General features: G+C 74.3%; 17 protein-coding genes and 1 pseudogene. 11 read left to right on the top strand and 7 right to left on the bottom strand.

Annotated elements, in window-relative coordinates:
* Positions 1 to 138: 138 nt before the first annotated feature.
* From EV567_RS01375 to EV567_RS01360, 4 genes are all read right to left on the bottom strand, one after another.
* Positions 139 to 630 (bottom strand): DUF5949 family protein, encoded by a 492-nt coding sequence (locus tag EV567_RS01375; RefSeq protein ID WP_130436711.1) that lies wholly within the window; start codon positions 628 to 630, stop codon positions 139 to 141.
* 187 nt (positions 631 to 817) lie between these two features.
* The gene (locus EV567_RS01370) at positions 818 to 1,096 is read right to left on the bottom strand and encodes a hypothetical protein (protein ID WP_130436710.1); all 279 of its coding nucleotides are present in this window, start codon (positions 1,094 to 1,096) and stop codon (positions 818 to 820) included.
* 130 nt (positions 1,097 to 1,226) lie between these two features.
* Entirely contained in the window at positions 1,227 to 2,147 is a 921-nt protein-coding gene (locus EV567_RS01365; RefSeq protein WP_130436709.1) for a hypothetical protein, read from the bottom strand.
* A 181-nt stretch (positions 2,148 to 2,328) separates the two neighbouring features.
* Positions 2,329 to 2,571 (bottom strand): chaplin, encoded by a 243-nt coding sequence (locus EV567_RS01360; RefSeq protein ID WP_130436708.1) that lies wholly within the window; start codon positions 2,569 to 2,571, stop codon positions 2,329 to 2,331.
* 411 nt (positions 2,572 to 2,982) lie between these two features.
* Between EV567_RS01360 and EV567_RS01355 the strand changes: the two are divergent.
* The 8 genes and pseudogenes from EV567_RS01355 to EV567_RS01320 all read left to right on the top strand — a co-directional run.
* Positions 2,983 to 4,113 (top strand): annotated as a pseudogene (locus EV567_RS01355) (glycosyltransferase); the annotation flags it as partial.
* Positions 4,114 to 4,463: 350 nt separating this feature from the next.
* The gene (locus EV567_RS01350; protein ID WP_130436707.1) at positions 4,464 to 5,882 is read left to right on the top strand and encodes an exopolysaccharide biosynthesis polyprenyl glycosylphosphotransferase; all 1,419 of its coding nucleotides are present in this window, start codon (positions 4,464 to 4,466) and stop codon (positions 5,880 to 5,882) included.
* 8 nt (positions 5,883 to 5,890) lie between these two features.
* A complete protein-coding gene (locus EV567_RS01345; protein ID WP_130436706.1) occupies positions 5,891 to 7,204 on the top strand; it encodes an O-antigen ligase in 1,314 nt (437 codons plus the stop codon).
* Positions 7,201 to 9,159, top strand: coding sequence for a lipid II flippase MurJ (locus EV567_RS01340; RefSeq protein ID WP_242620639.1), 1,959 nt, complete (start codon positions 7,201 to 7,203; stop codon positions 9,157 to 9,159). The genes EV567_RS01345 and EV567_RS01340 overlap by 4 nt, the downstream gene beginning before the upstream one ends.
* A complete protein-coding gene (locus EV567_RS01335; protein ID WP_130436705.1) occupies positions 9,143 to 9,901 on the top strand; it encodes a polysaccharide deacetylase family protein in 759 nt (252 codons plus the stop codon). The genes EV567_RS01340 and EV567_RS01335 overlap by 17 nt, the downstream gene beginning before the upstream one ends.
* A complete protein-coding gene (locus EV567_RS01330; RefSeq protein WP_130436704.1) occupies positions 9,898 to 11,064 on the top strand; it encodes a glycosyltransferase in 1,167 nt (388 codons plus the stop codon). Before EV567_RS01335 ends, EV567_RS01330 begins: the two co-directional genes overlap by 4 nt.
* A complete protein-coding gene (locus EV567_RS01325; protein ID WP_130436703.1) occupies positions 11,061 to 11,744 on the top strand; it encodes a lipopolysaccharide biosynthesis protein in 684 nt (227 codons plus the stop codon). The genes EV567_RS01330 and EV567_RS01325 overlap by 4 nt, the downstream gene beginning before the upstream one ends.
* A complete protein-coding gene (locus tag EV567_RS01320) occupies positions 11,741 to 12,889 on the top strand; it encodes a GNAT family N-acetyltransferase (RefSeq protein WP_130436702.1) in 1,149 nt (382 codons plus the stop codon). The genes EV567_RS01325 and EV567_RS01320 overlap by 4 nt, the downstream gene beginning before the upstream one ends.
* 28 nt (positions 12,890 to 12,917) lie before the next feature.
* On the opposite strand, the gene EV567_RS01315 is transcribed toward EV567_RS01320, so the two are convergent.
* Entirely contained in the window at positions 12,918 to 14,405 is a 1,488-nt protein-coding gene (locus EV567_RS01315) for a glycoside hydrolase family 26 protein (RefSeq protein WP_130436701.1), read from the bottom strand.
* A 163-nt stretch (positions 14,406 to 14,568) separates the two neighbouring features.
* Between EV567_RS01315 and EV567_RS01310 the strand changes: the two genes are divergently transcribed.
* On the top strand, positions 14,569 to 15,912 hold the full coding sequence (locus EV567_RS01310) for an ATP-grasp domain-containing protein (RefSeq protein WP_242620638.1): 1,344 nt from the start codon (positions 14,569 to 14,571) through the stop codon (positions 15,910 to 15,912).
* Between the two features lie 54 nt (positions 15,913 to 15,966).
* On the opposite strand, the gene EV567_RS01305 is transcribed toward EV567_RS01310, so the two are convergent.
* Together EV567_RS01305 and EV567_RS01300 are read right to left on the bottom strand one after the other, a co-directional pair.
* Positions 15,967 to 16,896 carry a chaplin gene (locus tag EV567_RS01305; RefSeq protein ID WP_130436700.1) on the bottom strand — a complete coding sequence of 310 codons (930 nt, stop codon included), beginning with the start codon at positions 16,894 to 16,896 and terminating at the stop codon, positions 15,967 to 15,969.
* Between the two features lie 103 nt (positions 16,897 to 16,999).
* Entirely contained in the window at positions 17,000 to 17,227 is a 228-nt protein-coding gene (locus EV567_RS01300) for a chaplin (protein ID WP_130436699.1), read from the bottom strand.
* A gap of 324 nt (positions 17,228 to 17,551) precedes the next feature.
* Between EV567_RS01300 and EV567_RS01295 the strand changes: the two genes are divergently transcribed.
* A complete protein-coding gene (locus EV567_RS01295) occupies positions 17,552 to 17,956 on the top strand; it encodes a rodlin (protein WP_130436698.1) in 405 nt (134 codons plus the stop codon).
* 257 nt (positions 17,957 to 18,213) lie between these two features.
* Positions 18,214 to 18,612, top strand: coding sequence for a rodlin (locus EV567_RS01290; protein ID WP_130436697.1), 399 nt, complete (start codon positions 18,214 to 18,216; stop codon positions 18,610 to 18,612).
* Positions 18,613 to 18,707 lie beyond the last annotated feature (95 nt).

Raw genomic sequence — 18,707 nt, 5'->3', positions numbered from 1 at the left:
GCGCTAACCGGCCGACGGGCCGCGGGGTCACGTTGAACGGCGGCGGGCAGGGCCGGAGGAGGGACGCGGACACGGGCAGGGCCCGGACGGAGGCCGTCCGGACCCGCTCGGTCACGCGCGCGGACCGGCGCGGCGGCTTCAGCTCCGCAGGCGGCGGGCGGGCAGGATGACGTGCGCCGCCGCCGTGAGGGTCTCCTCGGCGCCCGCGAACGCCGCCAGCGCCTCGGGCCCGATGTACGTGCCGGGGGCGGCCTCGGGCCAGGGGCGGGTGGTGACGACAAGGTAGGCGTAGCCGCGTGCTTCGGCGGCGGCGAGCCACTCGGCCGGGGGCACGCACTGCGCGGTGAGGCCCCCCAGGGTGAGGACGGCCGCGCCCGACTCCACGAGCAGACCGGCCGCCAGGCTGGGCTTGGCCATGCCGTCGACGAGGTCCCCGCCGACGGGCAGCTTGTTCTCGGTCAGCAGGTGCTCGATGGCGGCGGTGGAGGCTTCGGGGCCGTCCGCGGCGTCCCCGAGGGAGTACGCGAGGAGGTACGGCATGTCGCCGCCGTCAGGGGCCTCGCCGCTCCACGGGACGACGACGAGGGTGCCCAGGTCGGCGGCGCGGGTGGCGCTGGGGGTTGAGGTCATCGCGCGACCATATAGGCGCGACGGCATACGGCCTGACGGGTTCTCACCCGCGCGGAGGACGCCGGACGGGTGCTCCACACGAACGAGGGGACGCGTGCGGCACTGGCCTCGAACAACGGCGAGGGCCGGTCCCGTACGCCGTCGTACGTCAAGGGACCGGCCCTGCGGAAGCCTCTGTGCGGGCGGGTCAGCCCTGCAGCGGCAGTCCGCCGAGGAGCGGGGTGCTGTTGAGGGCGCCGGTGGCCTCTTTGACGGTGTTGAGCGCGGAACCCTTGTTCTCGGTGTTGAGCGCGTTCGACTGGTGCTGCAGCGGCATCACGTCGACGGGCCCCTTGGTGAGCGTGTTCACGGCGCCGTTGAGGCTGGAGGGCGTGAGGTCGGCGGTGCTGTGGGCGAACGCCGGGGCGGCGGCGCCGGCGATCACCATCGACCCGGCAACGACAGCGGCAGCCTTCAGGGACTTCATCGGGTTCCTTTCTGCGGCGACTTCAGTCACCAGGAGGAATGTGACGCCCTGCCTAACGATCCCCACGGCCCGCGGAAACCCCGTCCGGGTAAATTGCCCGCGCCGTGAAGGGGGTGCGGGCAGGCGGGCGTCACCTGGGGGGCAGCCCCTCCGTCGGGCGCGCGGGTGGGACGGCCGGCAGGAGCGGGGCCGCCGGGAGGGCTGAGGGCGCGGGCGGTGCGGGTGGTGCGGGCGGCGTCATCACACCGGTGGCAGTGGCCCCTTCGGTGGGCGTGGTGGCCGGGGTCGCTTCGGTGGCGGCCTGGGGCTCCGCCGGGAAGGCGGGCGGCTCCACCAGGCCGGCCGGGGTCGGGGCGACGGGCTCGTCGTCGGGCAGGGTGGCCGTGACCAGGTCGAGCAGACCGCTCACCACGTCCGTGGCCGCCGACACGACCTGGGCGACGTCACCACGGGTCACCACGGCGAGCAGCGCGTCGAGCGCCGCCCGCAGCTCGGCCAGCGCGTCGGCCCTGCTGTCGGCGGGCCCGGCCGCCGGGCCGGGAACCGCGGCAGTGGCCGTTCCCGTCGCGGGTGTCGCCATGCCGGCGGACGGCGTGCCGGCAGCCGCGCCCCCCGACGACGTCACGACGGAGGACGTCACCGCGCCGCCCCCGGAGACGACCGACGTGGACGTCGACGTCGATGCCGATCCCGACGTGAACGTCGATGTCGTCGCCGACGTCGTCCCGTCGCTCGCCACCGTGATCATGTCGAGCGCCTGCCGCACCGCGTCACTCAGTTGCTTGACCTGATCAGGTGTCATCGGGCGCTGCTCGGAGGGTAGTGCGGAGGTGAGCAGACCGGTGACCGGCGTGAGCACGGCGCCCAGCGAGCCCGGGCCGTCGAGCCGGCGGAGCAGCACGTCGACGCCGGGGGCGGCGGGCGCCGCGGCGGTGGGCTGAATGGTCGCTTCCCCGTCCACCGCGAGGGCGGTGGGAGCGGCGATGCCGAGAACGAGGGTGGCGCAGAGCGCGCAGGACGCGATACGCCGTACGGGGGGCAGACCACGCATGAGGGGTTCCTTTCGAAGTGCGACGGGGCGCACCTCCACGGTGAGAGGGGCGGTCACACTCCGCAACAGGTCGATCGCCGTTCGTGTCGGCGGGGGCGGCCCGGCAACGCGAACGGCCGCCCTTCCGACGGAAGGGCGGCCGCAGACGACCACGTCGAGGACGACCTCGATCGAGGTGAGGTCAGTCGCTGTTGACGCAGGTGTTGCCGAACGCCGGGTTCAGCAGGCCGCCGGCGTCGATGGTGTTGCCGCAGAGGTTGAGCGGGATGTGGGGCGCGACCTGGATGACGTTGCCCGACAGCACACCCGGGGAGTGCTCGGCGACGGCGTTCGCGCCGCTGTCGGCGACGGCGATCCCTGAGGCGCCGGCGACGGCCGCGGCGGCAACGGAGGTCAGGGCCAGGCCCTTAGCGATACGCGACATGGAGAAGTGCTCCTTGGGGTTTCGATCACAACACCCGGGCGGGGATGCCCGACCCTCTGTCAACGCGTGACACGCCCTGGAGTTGTGCCGCCGTTGGGGTGAACCAAGAGAGGCGCGAGCTTGACGATCGAACGTACGTACGTGCGGCCGTTCGGGTGATTCACCGCGCCCTTCCAGCCGCCGGCGCGTTAACGGACGTTTCCATTCCGGCGTCCGCTCCGGCGAACCCCACGCTCAGCGCGCCGGGCCGTCCGCGGAGGCGCGCGTTCCGGCGCACGGCCACCCCTCGGCACCCGATCGGCCCTGTTCGATACCGCGCGCGGGTTTCGAGAAAGGCGGTGACCAGCGGGCCTTCCAGCTCGTTTTTTCGCCCGTACCCCGGCGTCGGCCCGTGAGCGAGGAAACCGCGCGATGCACCAGCCAGAACCTGACTTCGCACCGCGGGTCCTGCACCTCACCCAACCAGTGGACGGTGGAGTCGCCCGTGTGGTGACGGACCTGGCGCGGGCTCAGCTCGCCGCCGGGATGCGCGTCACCGTCGCGTGTCCCGAGAGCGGCCTCGCCCGGGACCTGAGGTCCCTCGGCGCGGACGTACGGCGGTGGGAGGCGACGCGGGCGCCGGGCCCCTCGCTCCCCGGAGAGGTCCGGCGGCTCGGGCGGATGCTGACGGCGGTACGGCCCGACCTGGTCCACGCGCACAGCGCCAAGGCCGGGCTGGCCGGGCGGCTCGCGGTGCGGGGGCGCGTCCCGACCGTGTTCCAGCCGCACGCCTGGTCCTTCGAGGCGGTCGGCGGCTCCACCGCCGCCCTGGCCCTGCGCTGGGAGCGGCTCGGGGCACGCTGGGCCCACCGGCTGGTGTGCGTGAGCGAGGCGGAGCGTACGACGGGCCGGCGGGCCGGGATCGCCGGGCACTGGAGCGTCGTACCGAACGGCATCGATCTGGACCGCTTCCATCCGGCCCCGGTGGACACCGTGCGCGCCGCGCTGCTGCCGGACGCCGACCCGGCCGCGCCGCTGGTGGTGTGCGTGGGACGGCTGTGCCGGCAGAAGGGGCAGGACGTGCTCCTGCGGGCGTGGGACGCCGTGCTGCGCCGGCTGCCCGGCGCCCGGCTCGCGCTGGTCGGCGACGGTCCGGACGGCGAGGAACTGCGCTCCCGCGCACCGGAGTCGGTGGTGTTCGCGGGCTCGGTGGCCGACGCCGTGCCCTGGTACCAGGCCGCCGACCTGGTCGTCCTGCCGTCCCGCTGGGAGGGCATGGCGCTGGCCCCGCTGGAGGCGTTGGCCTGCGGGCGGCCCGTGGTGGTGACCGACGTGGACGGCGCCCGGGAGAGCATGCCGTCCGCGCTCGCACCCCGCTGCGTGGTCCCGCCCGACGACCCCGCTGCGCTGGCCGGGGCGGTCGTCCACCTGCTGCTCGATCCGCTGCTGCGCGAGTCCCTCGGCCACGAGGGGCGCCGGCACGTCGTCGACGCGCACGACGTACGGCGTACCGCGGCCGCTGTCTCGGACCTGTACCGCGAACTGCTCGCCGGGACAAGGCCGTTCGCGCCGCCCGCCACCCGGCTCCCGTCTGCCGCGCACCCGGCAGGACCGGCCGAACCCGATGGACCGACCGGCCTCACCGACCACGCCCCGTCCACCGAGCCGTCCGAACCGTCCGAACCGTCCGGTCCCTGCGATTCCTCCGATCCCTCCGGCCCTTCCCGAGCGCCGCACCCGTCTCGAGCGCCAGAACCGCCCGACCCCGCCCCGTCGGCCGACATCCGGTCGACCGGCGCCCCCGCCGAGCGCCCCACCGCCGCACCACCCACCACCGCGCGCCCCACCGCCGAGCCGCCCGCCGGGCGGTCCACCGACGACATCTCCAACGAGCGCAGGGAGTCAATCCACTCGTGACTGCGGAAAGCACCTTCTCCACGCCCGGAACGCAGCCAGGATTCTCACCCGTCGCGGTCATCCCGCGGCACGACGACCAAGCCGGATTCCGATTCCCTGTCCGGCGGCCCCCGGCGCGGGCCGCCTCCCCCCTTCCCCTCCTGCTGGCCGACGGCCTCGGCGCGCTGGCGGGCGTACCGGTCCTGGCCGGGGCCGGACAGCAGCCGCTGCTGCTCGGCGCGCTGGTCACGACCACGCTGCTGCTGCGCGCGCACCGGCCGCGCCCCGTGCACGGGGTGCTGGACGAACTGCCCTCGGTGTGCGGCCGGATCGCGATGGCGTGGCTGACGCTCGCGGCGCTCGTCGCCGCGTCCACGCCGGCCCACGCGCTCTCCTGGCCCACCCTTCTCGTGGGGTCCGCCGTCCAGGCGCTGGTCTGCTGCGCCGGGCGGGCCCTCGTCCACCAGCGTCGCCGCCGGGCGCTGGTGCGCCGACCGCACGCGGCGCTCGTCGTCGGCCCGGTGCCGACGGCTCGGCGCGTGGCCGAGGCCATAATGCGGCTGCCGCGGTACGGCATCGAACCCGTCGGCATCGTCGCCCGCCACCACCACGACGGCGCCGACGGGCTTCCCGTGCTGACCACCGGCCAGGAGGTGCAGCGGGCGCTCATCCAGAACGGCGTCCGCGACGTCCTGTGCGTGGACCCCGCGGTGCGCTCCACTCAGGGCCCGCTGCTGCGGGCGCTGGCCGAGTCGGGCTGCACGGTGTGGGAGCTCGACGCGGACAGCCCTTCGTACGCGAGCCGTGAGCAGCTCGCCGGGTTCGCCTGCCGTCGCCTCGACATGGGCGTCGGCTACCCGGACAGCCGTGCCAAGCGGCTGCTGGACATCGTCGTCTCCGGGACGCTGCTGCTCGCGATCAGCCCGCTGCTGCTGCTGTTCGCGCTGGTGCTGCGGCTGACCAGCGGGCCGGGCGTGGTGTTCCGGCAGGAGCGCGTCGGCAGGGGCGGGCGGCCGTTCACCCTGCTGAAGTTCCGCACCCACCGGCCGGCCGACGCACGTGAGTCGGCGACCCGCTGGAGCGTGGCGGACGACCAGCAGATGAGCCGCTTCTGCCGCTTCCTGCGGCGGAGTTCGCTGGACGAGCTGCTCCAGCTGTGGAACGTCCTGTGCGGTGACATGAGCCTGGTCGGTCCACGGCCGGAACGGCCCTACTTCGTACGGCAGTTCAGCCAGACCTACCCCGGATACGCGTCCCGGCACCGGATGCGGGTGGGCATCACCGGGCTCGCCCAGGTGCACGGGCTGCGCGGTGACACCTCCATCGAGGACCGGGCCCGTTTCGACAACGCGTACATCGACAACTGGTCGCTGTGGCAGGACGTCTGCATCCTGCTGCGCACCGCGGCCGCCCTCGTGCGACCGACCGGGAGCTGAGCCGTCCGATGAGTCACGCCCTGCTGCCGCCGCGTCTGCGGAGCCTGTCGCCGGTGCTGCCCGTCGTCGCCGTGGTCGCCCTGCTCGCGCTGCCGGTCTCCCCCGGCGGTGAGGGCGGGGCCGGGCCGGCGGACGCGCTCTCCGCGCTCGTGGTGCTGTTCTGCGCGGTCCGGCTGCTGCGGCAGCGGCGGCGTCCCCTGTCCCGTACGGCGGCGGTGGTCCTCGGGCTGCCGGTGGCCGGGCTGGCGCTCGCCGCGATGGGCGCGGGCTCGGCGGGGGCGGGGGTCGCCGGCCTCGGCCGGTACCTCCAGATCTTCGTGATCGTGCCCGCTGCCGTGCTGCTGCTGATCCGCGGCCGGCCCGACTTCCGGCTGCTGGCCTGGTCGTTCGTGGGGCTGGCGGGGTGGCAGGGGACGGTCGGCGTGCACCAGTTCGTCACCGGCACCGGAGCCTCTTACCAGGGCGAGGACATCCGCGCGGTCGGTACCTTCGGCCCGCAGGACGTGATGGGCATGGCGACGGTGGTCTCCTTCGGGCTGGTCTGCGCGGTGGGGCTGTCACTCGGGCAGGGCACCGTGCGGCAGCGGACCGTCGCCGGTCTGTCCGCGCTCGCCCTGCTGGCGCCGCTCGCGCTGTCGTTCAGCCGGGGCGCCTGGATCGCGACCGGGGTGGCCTGCTCGGCGCAGCTGGTGCTGGCCGGGTTGCGGCGGGCGCTGAAGGCGGCCGCGGTGGCGGCGGCGCTGGGCGTGGTGCTGGTGGGCGGCTTCGGGGTCGGCTCGGCGATGCTCCAGGAGCGCGTCGGCAGCATCACGCAGGTCGCGGACGCCCCGGACCAGTCGGTGACCGACCGGTACACGATGTGGGCGGCGGCGCTCGGCATGTGGCGCGAACAGCCGGTGACCGGCGTGGGGTTGAAGGGCTTCCCCGAGCACCGGGACGCGCACGCCTCGCTGGCGCTGTCCGCCGGCAGCGACACCGCCGGCGCCGGGTCGGGGTTCGTCAGGCAGCCGCTGCTGTCCCCGCACAACATGTATCTGCTGGTCCTCGGCGAGCAGGGGCTCGTCGGGCTGCTCGCCCTCGCCGGCAGCTGGCTGGCGCTGCTGGGCTGCGCGCTGCACGGACTGTTCCGGGTGCGCCGGCTCGGCTCGCCCGGTCTCGACTGCGCGCTCGTCGCCTGCGGCCTGCTGATCTGGCAGCTGACCGACTTCCTGTACGCCGACATCGGCGGTCCCTCCACCGTGCTGACCGCGATCTGTCTGGGCCTCGCCGCCTGGTGGGCCCTGGCGGCGCCCGGCACCCCCGAGGAGGCGCCCTCCCGATGACGGTGACCCCTCCCAGAACACCGGGCCCGCACCCCGTCGCGGCCGAAGCCGCCGGCTCCCCCGCCGGCGGCGCCACCGCGTTCACCGTCCGCGGCGGCCCGGACGGCGACGGCGAGCACTCCGGGCGGGAGCGCGCCGCGACCGCGGCCCCGCCCGTGCCGGGTGGCTCGGCGCCCCGCGTGGAAGACGCCCCACCGCCGGGCGTCCCGACCCCGGCCCCGCCCGTGCCGGGTGGCTCGGCGCCCCGCGTGGAAGGCGCCCCGCCGGCCGCACGGGCCGACCCGTGCCCCGAGAAGCCGACCGAGCCAGCCCCACCCACCGAGGACGGCGGCACCGAGCCCGAACTCCCCCCGGCGTCTAGGCGTTTCCTCGCCAAGGCCGCTCTCGTCACCGCCGTGCTCTCCGTCGCCGGGGCGCTGCTCGGGCTGGTGCGGGACCAGGCGCTGGCGCGGCTGTTCGGGGCGGGACGGGACACGGACGCGTTCCTCGTGGCGTGGACCGTGCCCGAGTTCGCGGCCACGCTGCTCATCGAGGACGGGTTGGCGTTCGCGCTGATCCCGGCGTTCAGCGTGGCGCTGGCCCGGCGGGCCGAGGGCACACCGGGCGACCCGGTGCGCGCCCTGGTCGCCGGGACGCTGCCTCGGCTGTCGCTCGCCTTCGTCGCCGTCGGCGCCCTTCTCGTTGGCGTGGCACCGCAGTTGGTCGAGCTGCTCGCTCCCGGCCTGCCCGACCCCGGGCTCGCCGTCGACTGCACCCGGCTCACGGCGACCTGCGCGGTGAGCTTCGGGCTCGCCGGGTACTGCAGCGCGGCCCTGCGCGCGCACCGGCGGTTCGTGGCGCCCGCGGCGATCTACGTGGCGTACAACGTCGGCATCGTCACGGGGATGTTCGTCCTCGGCGGGAGCTGGGGGGTGCGGTCGGCGGCGGCCGGGGTGGCGGTCGGCGGTTTCCTGATGGTCGCCGTACAACTTCCGTCGCTCATCAAGCAGTTGCGGAAGAGGGGCGCGTCCGGGCCCGCCGGTGGGGGCGGTGAGGAGCCTCGGGCGCTCGGCGGGGCCGTCGTGGCGACCGTGCTGCTGTTCGCGCTGTGCCGCCAGTCGCAGGTCCTGGTCGAGCGGTTCCTCGCCTCGCATCTGCCGTCGGGGGCGATCTCGCATCTCAACTACGCCCAGAAAGTGGCCCAGATGCCGATGATCCTGTCGGTGATGCTGTGCACGGTCACCTACCCGGTGGTCGCGAGGGCGCTGGCCGAGGGGGACGTCGAACGGGCCCGGGACCGGGTGGAGCGCGATCTGGCGCTGGCCGTCTGCGTGGTCCTGCTGGGCACGGCCGTGGTGGTGGCCTGCGCACCGCAGATCATCGAAGTCCTCTTCCAGCGAGGCGCGTTCACCGCGCGGGACACGGCGGCCACGGCCGGTGTGATGCGGGTGTACGCGCTCGGGCTGCTCGGCCAGACCATGGTCGGCGTGCTGGCCCGCTCGTACTTCTCGGCGGGCCGCGCCGCGTGGTACCCGTTCGGCGCGATGGCCGTCGGCATCGTCGTGACCGCCTGGTCCGGCGTGCTCGCCGTCGGCCCGTGGGGCGTGTACGGGATCGCCGCCGCCAACGCGGCCGGGATCACCGTCACCGCCCTGGTGCTGCTCGCCGGCGCCCCCGCCGGCCTGCCCGGGCTGCGCTCCGGGCGGCACGGCCTCCCGCGCTGTGTGCCGATCCGCGTCCGGCCCGTGCTGGGCGAGCTGAGCCGCCCGCTGCGGGCGGCGGCGCTCGCCACACCCGCCGGGGCGTTCACCGCGAGCCGGATCGACGGCGCGATACCCGCGCTCGCCGCCGGAACGCTCACGGTCACCGCCGTCTTCCTGCTGGTCGGCCGGGCCCTGAACGCCCAGGGCGTCGACACCGCACTCCGTTTCGTCCGTTCCGCGACCCGAAGGCTCCCGCATGTCCGTTCCCGCTGACACCGCCCGACGACCGGCCCCGGCTCCAGGACCGGCCCCGTGGGTGGCGATGTACCACTCCGTGGGCGACTGCTCCGACGACCCCTACCGCATCACGGTCACCCCCGAACGCCTCGACCGGCAGCTGGCCTGGCTGACCCGGCGGGGCCTGAGGGGCGTGTCCGTGCGCGAGCTGCTCGCCGCCCGCGCGCGCGGCGAGGGCCGCGACCTGGTCGGCCTCACCTTCGACGACGGATACGCCGACTTCCTCACCGGCGCCCTGCCCGTGCTGCACCGCCACTCCTGCACGGCCACCCTGTTCGTGCTGCCCGGCCGGTACGGCGGCGACAACGCCTGGGACCCGCTGGGCCCGCGCAAGCCGCTGCTGAGCGCCGACGGCATCCGGGAGGCCGCCGCCGAGGGCGTCGAGATCGGCTCGCACGGACTGGTCCACCTCGACCTGACGAAGGCCGACGACCCCACGCTGGCCTCGGAGACCGTGGAGAGCCGGATCGCGCTGGCCGAGCTGCTCGGCGTCGACGTCGAGGGCTTCTGCTACCCGTACGGCACCGTCGACCGGCGGGCCGTGGACGCCGTGCGCGAGGCGGGGTACGCGTACGCGTGCGCGATCGACCCGGGTCCGCTGAACGGGGTGCACGCCCTGCCCCGGGTGCACGTCGGCCAGAACGACACCTCCGCCCGGCTGTTCCTGAAGTACCGGCTGCACCGGCTGCGCCGGCGTCCCGTGGAGGGGCTGCGGTGAAGGCCCTGCACATCATCACGGGGCTCGGCGTCGGCGGAGCCGAGCAGCAACTGCGGCTGCTGCTGCGGCACCTGCCCGTCGACTGCGACGTCGTGACGCTGACCAACCCGGGGGCGGTGGCCGACGGTCTGACCGCGGACGGCGTGCGCGTCGTCCACCTCGGCATGACCGGCAACCGCGACCTGGCCGCCCTGCCCCGGCTGGCCCGCCTCGTCCGCTCCGGCCGCTACGACCTCGTCCACACCCACCTGTACCGGGCCTGCCTGTACGGCCGTCTCGCGGCGCGGCTCGCGGGCGTGCGCGCCGTCGTCGCCACCGAACACTCCCTGGGCGACTCGCAGATGGAGGGCCGTCCGCTCACCCGGGGCGTCCGCGCCCTCTACCTCGCCGGGGAGCGCCTCGGCCACGCCACGGTCGCCGTCTCCCCCACGGTCGCCGGCCGCCTGCACCGCTGGGGCGTCCCGCCGGCCCGCGTCGGCGTCGTCCCCAACGGCATCGACCTGGCCCGGTTCCGCTTCGACCCGGGACGCCGCCACCGCACCCGGCGCCACCTCGGCCTGCCGGACCACGCCTACGTCGTCGGCTGCGTCGGCCGGCTCCACCCGGGCAAACGCTTCGACGTCGCCATCCGTGCCCTCGCCGAACTCCCGTCGCACGTGCGTCTGTTGCTGGTCGGCGGCGGCCCCGAGGAGGGCGCGCTGCGCCGCACCGCGCACGAGTGCGGCGTCGCCGGCCGCGTCCTGTTCGCCGGTGAGCGTCCCTACGTCCCCGACGGCGGCCCCGGCCCCGACCTGGCGTCCCTCACCTGCGCGATGGACCTGCTCGCCGCCCCGTCCCCGGAGGAGGCCTTCGGCCTGGCGGTCGTCGAGGGTCTCGCGTCGGGACTGCCCGCGGTGTACGCCTCGTGTCCCGCGCTGGAGGACCTGCCCGCACGCAGCGCGCCCGACGCCCGGCGCGTCACCGGCGGGCAGCGGGCGTTCACGCGGGCGCTGGCCGAGGCGCACGCCCGGGGTCCACGCCCGCGCACGGTCGCCGAGGCCGCCCGCCACTACGACATCACCCGCAGCGCCGCCCTCCTCATGGACGTGTACGCGGCCGCCCTGTCCCGCAAGCCCCTGTCGTCCCCGTCGTCCCCTTCTTCTCAGGGAGTCACTTCCGCATGACCGAGAACTCCGTCCGCCCGCCCCGCCCGGCCGGCGCCGCCACGCGCCGCTCCAGGACGCTCCCGCCCTGGTCCCTGCTCGTCGTGGGCGCCCTCGCGGGCGGCCTGGCCGGCGGGGCGTACGGCGCCCTGAAGCCGCCCGTGTACACGGCCACCGCCTATGTCGTCGCCGTCCCCACCGCGAAGTCGGACCCGGCGTCCGCGCTGGGCTTCGCCCAGGCCTACGGCCGGGTCGCCACCCAGCTCGCGGTGCTCGGGGACGCCCAGGTGTGGGCGGGTGTGCCGGCGCGGACTCTGCGCGACAGCGTGCAGACGGCGACCTCGCCGGACGCGCCGATGGTCGCGATCACCGCGACCTCCTCCCGCCCCGACCAGGCCGCCGACATGGCCAACGCGGTGTCCCGGGCGATGACCCGGCACGCGAAGGACTCGGTGGCCGCCACCAACGTCGAACTCCAGCAGTTCGCGCGCGCCGTCAAGCCGACCGAGCCGTCCTCGGCGTCCCCGACGGTGACCGCCCTGGTCGGGGCGAGCGCGGGCGGGCTGCTCGGCGGGCTGGCGCTGCTGGTGCGGCCGAAGCGGAAACGGGCGGACGACGTGGAAGCGGACCAGGAGGAGCCCGGCCGCCCGGCCGCGGTTCCCGGGCCCGCGCTCGCCGGCGACACCCGCGGAGCGCTGTGAAACCGGCGTACACGACACAGGTCGTCACCGACGAGAAGGCGTTCGCCGCCCTCGCCCCCGCCTGGGGCGAGCTGTACCGGCGGTGCGCCGCGGCCACCCCCTTCCAGAGCCACGCCTGGCTGCACTCGTGGTGGCTGTCGTACGGCAGGCGCGGCCGGCTGCGGGTGCTGGCCGTGCGCGACGCGGGCGGCGAACTCCTCGCCGTGGCCCCGCTGATGGCGGTGCGCCGCCCGCTGCCCACGCTCGTGCCGCTCGGCGGGGCGATCTCCGACTACGGGGACGTGCTGGTCGACGACGAGCGCGGCGAGACGGCCGTGGAGGCGCTCACCGAGGGACTCTCGGCTGCGGCCCGGACGGCGCTGATCGACTTCCGCGAGGTGCGGCCGGGCGGCGCGGTGGAGCAGGTGTACGAGCGCTGGCGCGGGCCCCGGCGGCGGGTGAGCGACTCGGTGTGCCTGGAGCTGCCGGCCGTCGCGATGGACGAGCTGGTGGCCCGGCTGCCGTCGGCGAAGGCCCAGCAGCGGGTGCGGGCCAAGCTGCGCAAGCTGACCGCGCTCGGCGTCGAACGCCGGGTGGTGCGGGCCGACGGCGTCGAGCCGGCGGTACGGCGTCTGCTGGACCTGCACCGGCTGCAGTGGCAGGGGCGCAAGGTGACGGGCGAGCACCTCCAGTCGCGGTTCCGCGAGCACCTGGTGCGCTCGGTCGGGCCGATGGTGCGCTCGGGGGACGCGGTGGTCACGGAGTTCCGTCTCGACGACGACGTGGTGGCCGTCGACCTGACCCTGCTGTCGCGCCGCCTGGCGGGCGGCTATCTCTACGGCGCGCACCCCCGGTTGCGCGAGCGCAAGGCGGACGTGGCGGTGATGCTGCTGGACGCGTGTGCCGAGCACACCCGCGGCGGCGGGCGCGGCACGTTGAGCCTGCTGCGCGGCAACGAGCCGTACAAGCACCACTGGCGTCCCGAACCGGTCGTCAACCAGCGGCTGTTGCTGGCCCGTCGGCGCACCGCCCCGCTGATCTCGGCGGTGACGGGCGATGTCGCGGCGCGGCGACGGGGCAAGGAGCTGCTGCGCCGGTGGGAGGAGCAGCGGGAGCAGCGCAGGCAGCGGGCGGAGAAGGGGCGTGACGGTGGCGGCGGGTCCTGACACGGGCCGGCCGCCGCCGAGGCCCCGCTCAGCGGTCGCGCGACCAACGGGCCGCGGGGAGGCACGACTTGCCGCCGATCCACCGCTCCACCCAGTCCCCGAGGTCCAACTGCGGGCAGTCGGAGACGGATGGGGAGGTCACCGGCGTCGGCTTCTGCGGTGCCTCCCTCGCCGGTTCCGGGGTGGGCGCCGCCGGCGGGGTCTCCTTTGCTGTGCCGGGGAGCGGCGTGCTCAGGGGGGCCGGACCACCGGTCGGTCCCTCGGTCGGTCCTTCGGTCGGTCCTTCGGCCGGTCCTTCGGTCGGTCCTTCTGGGCGGCCGGAGAGCAGCGAGCGGTAGATGTGCGACGCCATCGGGTTCTGCCCGCACTGCCACACGCCGTGCGGGCAGTAGTCGGTCAGCGTGTTGTACAGCGGCCTGTGCTGACCGATCCAACCGAGCATGCTCCGCATGTACTCGGGATTGTCGCCGTTGCGGAACAGCCCCCATTCGGGGTAGGAAATGGGCTTGCCGTGGCTCTTGGCGAAATCCACATGCGCCTGGAGTCCGTAGGGTTCTCTCACCTGTTCGCCGAACGGCATTCCGGTCGGCTGGTCGTAGGAATCCATTCCGATGATGTCGACGGTGTCGTCACCCGGGTAGCACCGGGTCCAGGCGACCGCGTCGAGGCCGCGGTTCGGTGTGAAGTCGAACTTGAACCTCTGGCCCGGCACCGCCCGCATGGCGGTGACGATCCGGTTCCAGTAGGCCTTCCACGCCTCCGGGTCAGGTCCGCAGCGATGGGTGTAGGTGGTGCCGTTCATCTCCCAGCCGAGCACGATCACCGTGTCCGGTGCGTTCAGCCCGACCAGCCGCTCGGCCAGCCGGCGGAAGTGATGGTCAAAGGCGCCGGCCGCACCCAGCCGCAGCAGGATCCGCACCTCGCCGTCGGAGACGCGCGCCTCGTTGCGCTCCAGCATGGGGACGTTGAGGACGAGCATCCGGTCGTCCTTCTCCTCCCGCCAGTTCGCCCACGCGTCGAGGAAGCCGGGCCGGCCCTCGATGTTGCTCCACCGGTCGCCCGGCAAGTACGTGTGCCCCACGCGGAGTTCGGCGCCGTCGAGCCAGGCGCTGAGCTGGGCGATCCGGGCCACGCCCAGGGGGCCGTAGTCGAGGTAGGCGCCGAAGGCGGTGCCGGAGGCGGCGGGCGACGCCGGTGCCGCGCTCCCGCCCGGGGAGGCCGCGGCGGGGCTCTGCGGGGGGTCCGCGCCGGGGCTCCGCTCGGCGGCGGGGGCGGCGGGGCTCTGCTCGGGGGCGGGTACGGCGGGACTCTGCTCGGGGATGGGGGGCGGCCCCGGGGCCGGCTCGGCGGCCGTCACGAGGGGCTCGGAGAGAGGTCCGGGGGAGGGAGCGGCGGCCCGCGCCACCCCCGCGTCCGCGGCGAGTCCAGGACCGGACGCCAGCGCCGCCGTCATCGCCACCGCCGCCGTCACGACGGCGAGCCGTCGGGACGGGGCGCGTCGCTGCTGTGGGGCCATACCTGCTCCTTTCTCCACTCTCACGCGGTCCCGCGTGCTGATTTCGAATGACTGACACTCAGTCATATGTAAGTCAGATGAAAAGGAATCACGCCACCGCCGTTACGGCTTTCGAGTGCACTGATCGCCCGCACCGGTGAACCGACCCGAAGGAAAAAGCCCCGTGTCGCTGCTCGACACCCGAGTCCCCGCCGTACTGCTGCGAATCGACCGGAACCCCTTTCACCACGGAACGCTGGGCGCGGTCCGTTCCCTCGGCCGAGCCGGAGCGGACGTGCACGTGGTCGCCGAGACGACGGGGAGCCCGATCCGCACGTCGCGCCACGTGCGGCGGCTGCACCCCCCGCCGGCGCCGGGCGCCTCCCCCGAGGAGATCGTGGCCCTGCTGCTGCGGGTGGCCGCCCGCATCGAACGGCCCGCCGTGCTGATCCCCATGGACGACGCCGGCGCCGTCGCCGTGAGCCGGCTGCGCACGGAGCTGACCCCCGCCTACCTGCTGCCGCAGCAGTCCCCGACGCTTCCCGAACGTGTAGCCGACAAGAGCGAGTTGGCGCAGATGTGCGCGGCCGCGGACGTCGCTCACCCGTGCACCTTCGTCCCGGAGAGCGCCGAGCAGGCCGTCTCCGCCGCGCGGCGGCTCGGGTTCCCGCTGGTGGCGAAGTGGAGCCGGCCCTGGCTGCTGCCCACCGGATCGGGACTGCGCAGCACGTCGGTGCTGCGCTCCGCGCAGGAGGTGCGGGAGCTGTACCTGCGGCGCGAGGAGGCCGGCAGCCGTCTCCTGCTCCAGGAGTTCCTGCCGCCGGGCGACGACCGCGACTGGTTCTTCCACGGGTACGCCGACCGCTCGGGCGTGATGCGCGCCGGCGGCACGGGCCGCAAGCTGAGCGCCTGGCCACGCGGGGCCGGCCTGACGGCGGTGGGCGAGTGGGTCCCGAACGCCACCGTGCGGGAGCAGTCCGAACGGCTCGCCGAGCTGCTCGGCTACCGCGGCATCCTCGACCTCGACTACCGCCGCTGCGGCACGACCGGGCGCTATCACCTGCTCGACTTCAACCCGCGGCCCGGGGCGCAGTTCCGGCTCTTCACCGACACCGCCGGGCTGGACGTCGTACGCGCGCAGCACCTGGACCTGACGTACCGTCCCCTGCCGGAGGGGGAGGCGCGGCCCGGGCGGGCGTTCGTGGTGGAGAACTACGCGCCGCTGTCGGCGCTGCGCCGGGTCCGTACCGACCGGGAGCTGGCCTGGTACGCGGGGGACGACGCCGCTGCCGGCCGTGCGATGTGGGCGCTGTGGTGCGCCCATGTCACCCGGCGGCTGTGGGGGCGGCTGCGTCGCACCAGGCCGGGGCCGGCGCCGGAGGCGGGTTTCGGCGCGGGGGCCTGTGGTGAGGTTCCTCCGCTTGTGATCCGGCGGGGGGCGGTCCATGAGGGATCGCCGCAGACGGGGCTGCCCGGCGTGCCGGACGCGGGCGGTCACGCCGACGACGAGAAGGCGGGGAGCTGCTGAAGCTCCCCGCCTCGCCGTACGAAGGGGCGCCGGGGGCGTCCGGCGCCCGTGCGGTCAGCGCCGTGAGGCGGCCCGGCCCCGTCGGTAGAGCAGCGCGCCCGCGGTGATCAGCGCCGCGCTCACGCCGGAAGCGGCGAGCAGACTCTCGCTGCCGGTCTCGGGCAGTTGCGGACGAGGCTCGTTGTTCTCCTCGCCGGGCGGAGTGCCGTGGTCGTCGTCACCGGGGGGCGGGGGGTCGTGCGGCGTGGTGTGCCCGCCCTCCGGGGGCGTGACGGGTCCGCCGGGGGGCGGAGGCGTGGACCCGTAGCCCGAGTCGTCGTCATCACCGTAACCGGGGCCGTCGTCACTGCCGTAACCGGAGTCGTCGTCCCCGTAGCCCGGGCCGTCGTCGCTGCCGTAGCCCGAGTCGTCGTCATCGCCGTAGCCGGGGCCGTCGTCACCGCCGTAACCCGGGTCGCCGTCGTGGTGACCGCCGTATCCCGGATCCTTGTCGCCGCCCTGGCCCGGGTCGCCGTAACCCGGTTCGTCGTCTTCGTGAGGTGGGTTTCCGTAGCCCGGGTCCTCACCGTAGCCCGGGTCGGCGTGGTCCGAGTCCGAGTCGGCCCCGGCGGAGGTGGCCTCGTCGGCGCGGGCCGCGCCGTCGGCCGGGGCGGACGTGCTCGCGTCCTCGGTGGTTTTCGCCTCGTCTGCGGTGTCCTCCGCGTCGGATGTGTCTGCGGCGTCCGAGGTGCTCGTCTCGTCGGAGGTGTCCGCGCAGAAGTCGCCGAGGGCCTGGCCGAACGCGGCGGCGAGACCGGCCGTGTCGCCGCACAGGCTCGCCGGCAGGGTCACCGGGGACTGGACGCCGGCGCCCGACACGGCGCCGGGCGAGCCCGTGGCGGTCCCGTCCGCGGACGAGTCGGCGTAGGCGGCGCCGCCGCACAGGGACAGAAGACTCGTCGCGGCGGCCGCCGCGATCATTCCCCTGGTCAGGGTCTGTCGCATCTGATCGTCTTCCTGGTGGGAGAAACGGGAAAGGCCGACCTGGAACAAGGGAGCAGTCGTCCAAGGCCGGCCTCGACCCAGCCGTCGGCTGGTGGGGGCATCGTCAGTCGTTGACGCACAGGTTGCCGAAAGCCGGGCTCAGCAGGCCGGTCGCACCGAACGTGTTCCCGCAGACGTTCGCCTGGATGTGGAACGAGTACTGCGTCACGTTGCCGGAGAGGAACCCGGGGGAACCGATGGCCACAGCTTCGGCGGTGGAGTCCGCGAAGGCGGGGGCGGCTCCGCCCAGACCAAGGATCAGGCCCGCGACGACGGCGGCGGTCTTCTTCATGACGTTCCCTTCTGTGCGGTCATGCCTGGCGGCCGGAACCGAGCGAGCGCAGCCGGATCAGCTCGCACCATGACCTGCAGGCTGCACACGACAGATAGACGGCGGAGGAAGCCGGCGAACGCGGGTCGCAGGTCAATTCACCCGAACGCGTTCGCGGCGTTCATACGACTGGGCCCCCTGGGGAGGGAAACGATTCGGCGGAGAACGGACGGCGGATCGGTGGTCCGGTGTGAGCCATCGGGGTGAATCACAGCAACCAAGCCCTCCCGGCCGAGTTGACCAAGACGCTCCGGTGGACGGGGTTTTTTCAGAAGGGACAAGCAAGTGATCAAGAAGGTTCTGGCCGCAGTCACGGTCGCCGCCTCCGCCATGGGCGCCTCCGTCGCGGTCGCGGCCCCGGCGCTCGCCATCGGCAACGACAGCGGCACCACGTCCGCCAGCGGCAACGGCGCCTCCCAGGTGTTCGGCAACTCGGCCACCTACGGCAACATGAGCCCGCAGATGGCGCTCGTCCAGGGCTCCTTCAACAAGCCCTGCATCGGTCTGCCGGCCAAGCTCAACACCCAGGCGGTGACCACGGTGATCGGCGCCCAGGACGTCCCGATCCTCTCCGCCCCGCAGAACCAGCAGTGCGTCGAGAACTCCACCCAGGCCAAGGGCGACGAGCCGCTGTCGCACATCCTGGACGACCTCGCGCTGCTCTCGGGCAACGGGGTGGGCAACGAGTGAGGGTCTGACCGTACGACCGACGAGGTGAACGGGCTCGTCCTGCGAGCCCTCGGGGCCGTTTCGGGCCCCGGCAGCGGGCCGCCGATCCACCGGCGGCCCGCTCCTTCGTGTGCGCGCCCACGCGTCGGTGAGGGGCGCATGCGCGGGCACGCCGATGCGCTGGGCCGATCGGGGCACAGCACGCAACCCGGGCCGGTGCCCCGACGTTGACCAGCACGCAACTCCTCACCGGAGTCCGCTTTTCGAAGGGAACGAACATGAAGAAGCTGTGGGCAACCGCGGCTGTCGCCGCCTCGCTCGCCGGATTCACGGCGGTGACCGCCCCCCAGGCTCTCGCCATCGGTGACGACAGTGGCACCACCTCGGCCAGCGGCAACGGCGCCAGGTCGGAGTTCGGCAACTCGTCGACCTCCGGCGACATGAGCCCGCAGCTCTCGCTGGTCCAGGGCTCGCTGAACAAGCCGTGCCTCGGCATTCCCGTGAAGGTCAACACTCAGGGCGCGAGCCCCGTCGCCCTGCAGGACGTCCCGATCCTCTCGGCCCCGCAGAACCAGCAGTGCGTCGAGAACTCCACCCAGGCCAAGGGCGACGAGCCGCTGTCGCACATCCTGGACGACGTCTCGCTCCTGACCGCCAACGGCGCGCACAACGGCTGAGCCCTCACGGCGCCGCGACGGCGGGTCACCGGTCCTCCGGTGACCCGCCGTTCCCGTGCGCCCCGAGGTGTCGAGCCGCGGCGTCCGTCGCGGCC

The organism is Streptomyces sp. BK239 (assembly GCF_004217285.1).
Taxonomy (GTDB): domain Bacteria; phylum Actinomycetota; class Actinomycetes; order Streptomycetales; family Streptomycetaceae; genus Streptomyces.
Note: the sequence above shows the minus strand (reverse complement) of the source record. Positions and strands in the feature narration are given on the sequence as shown.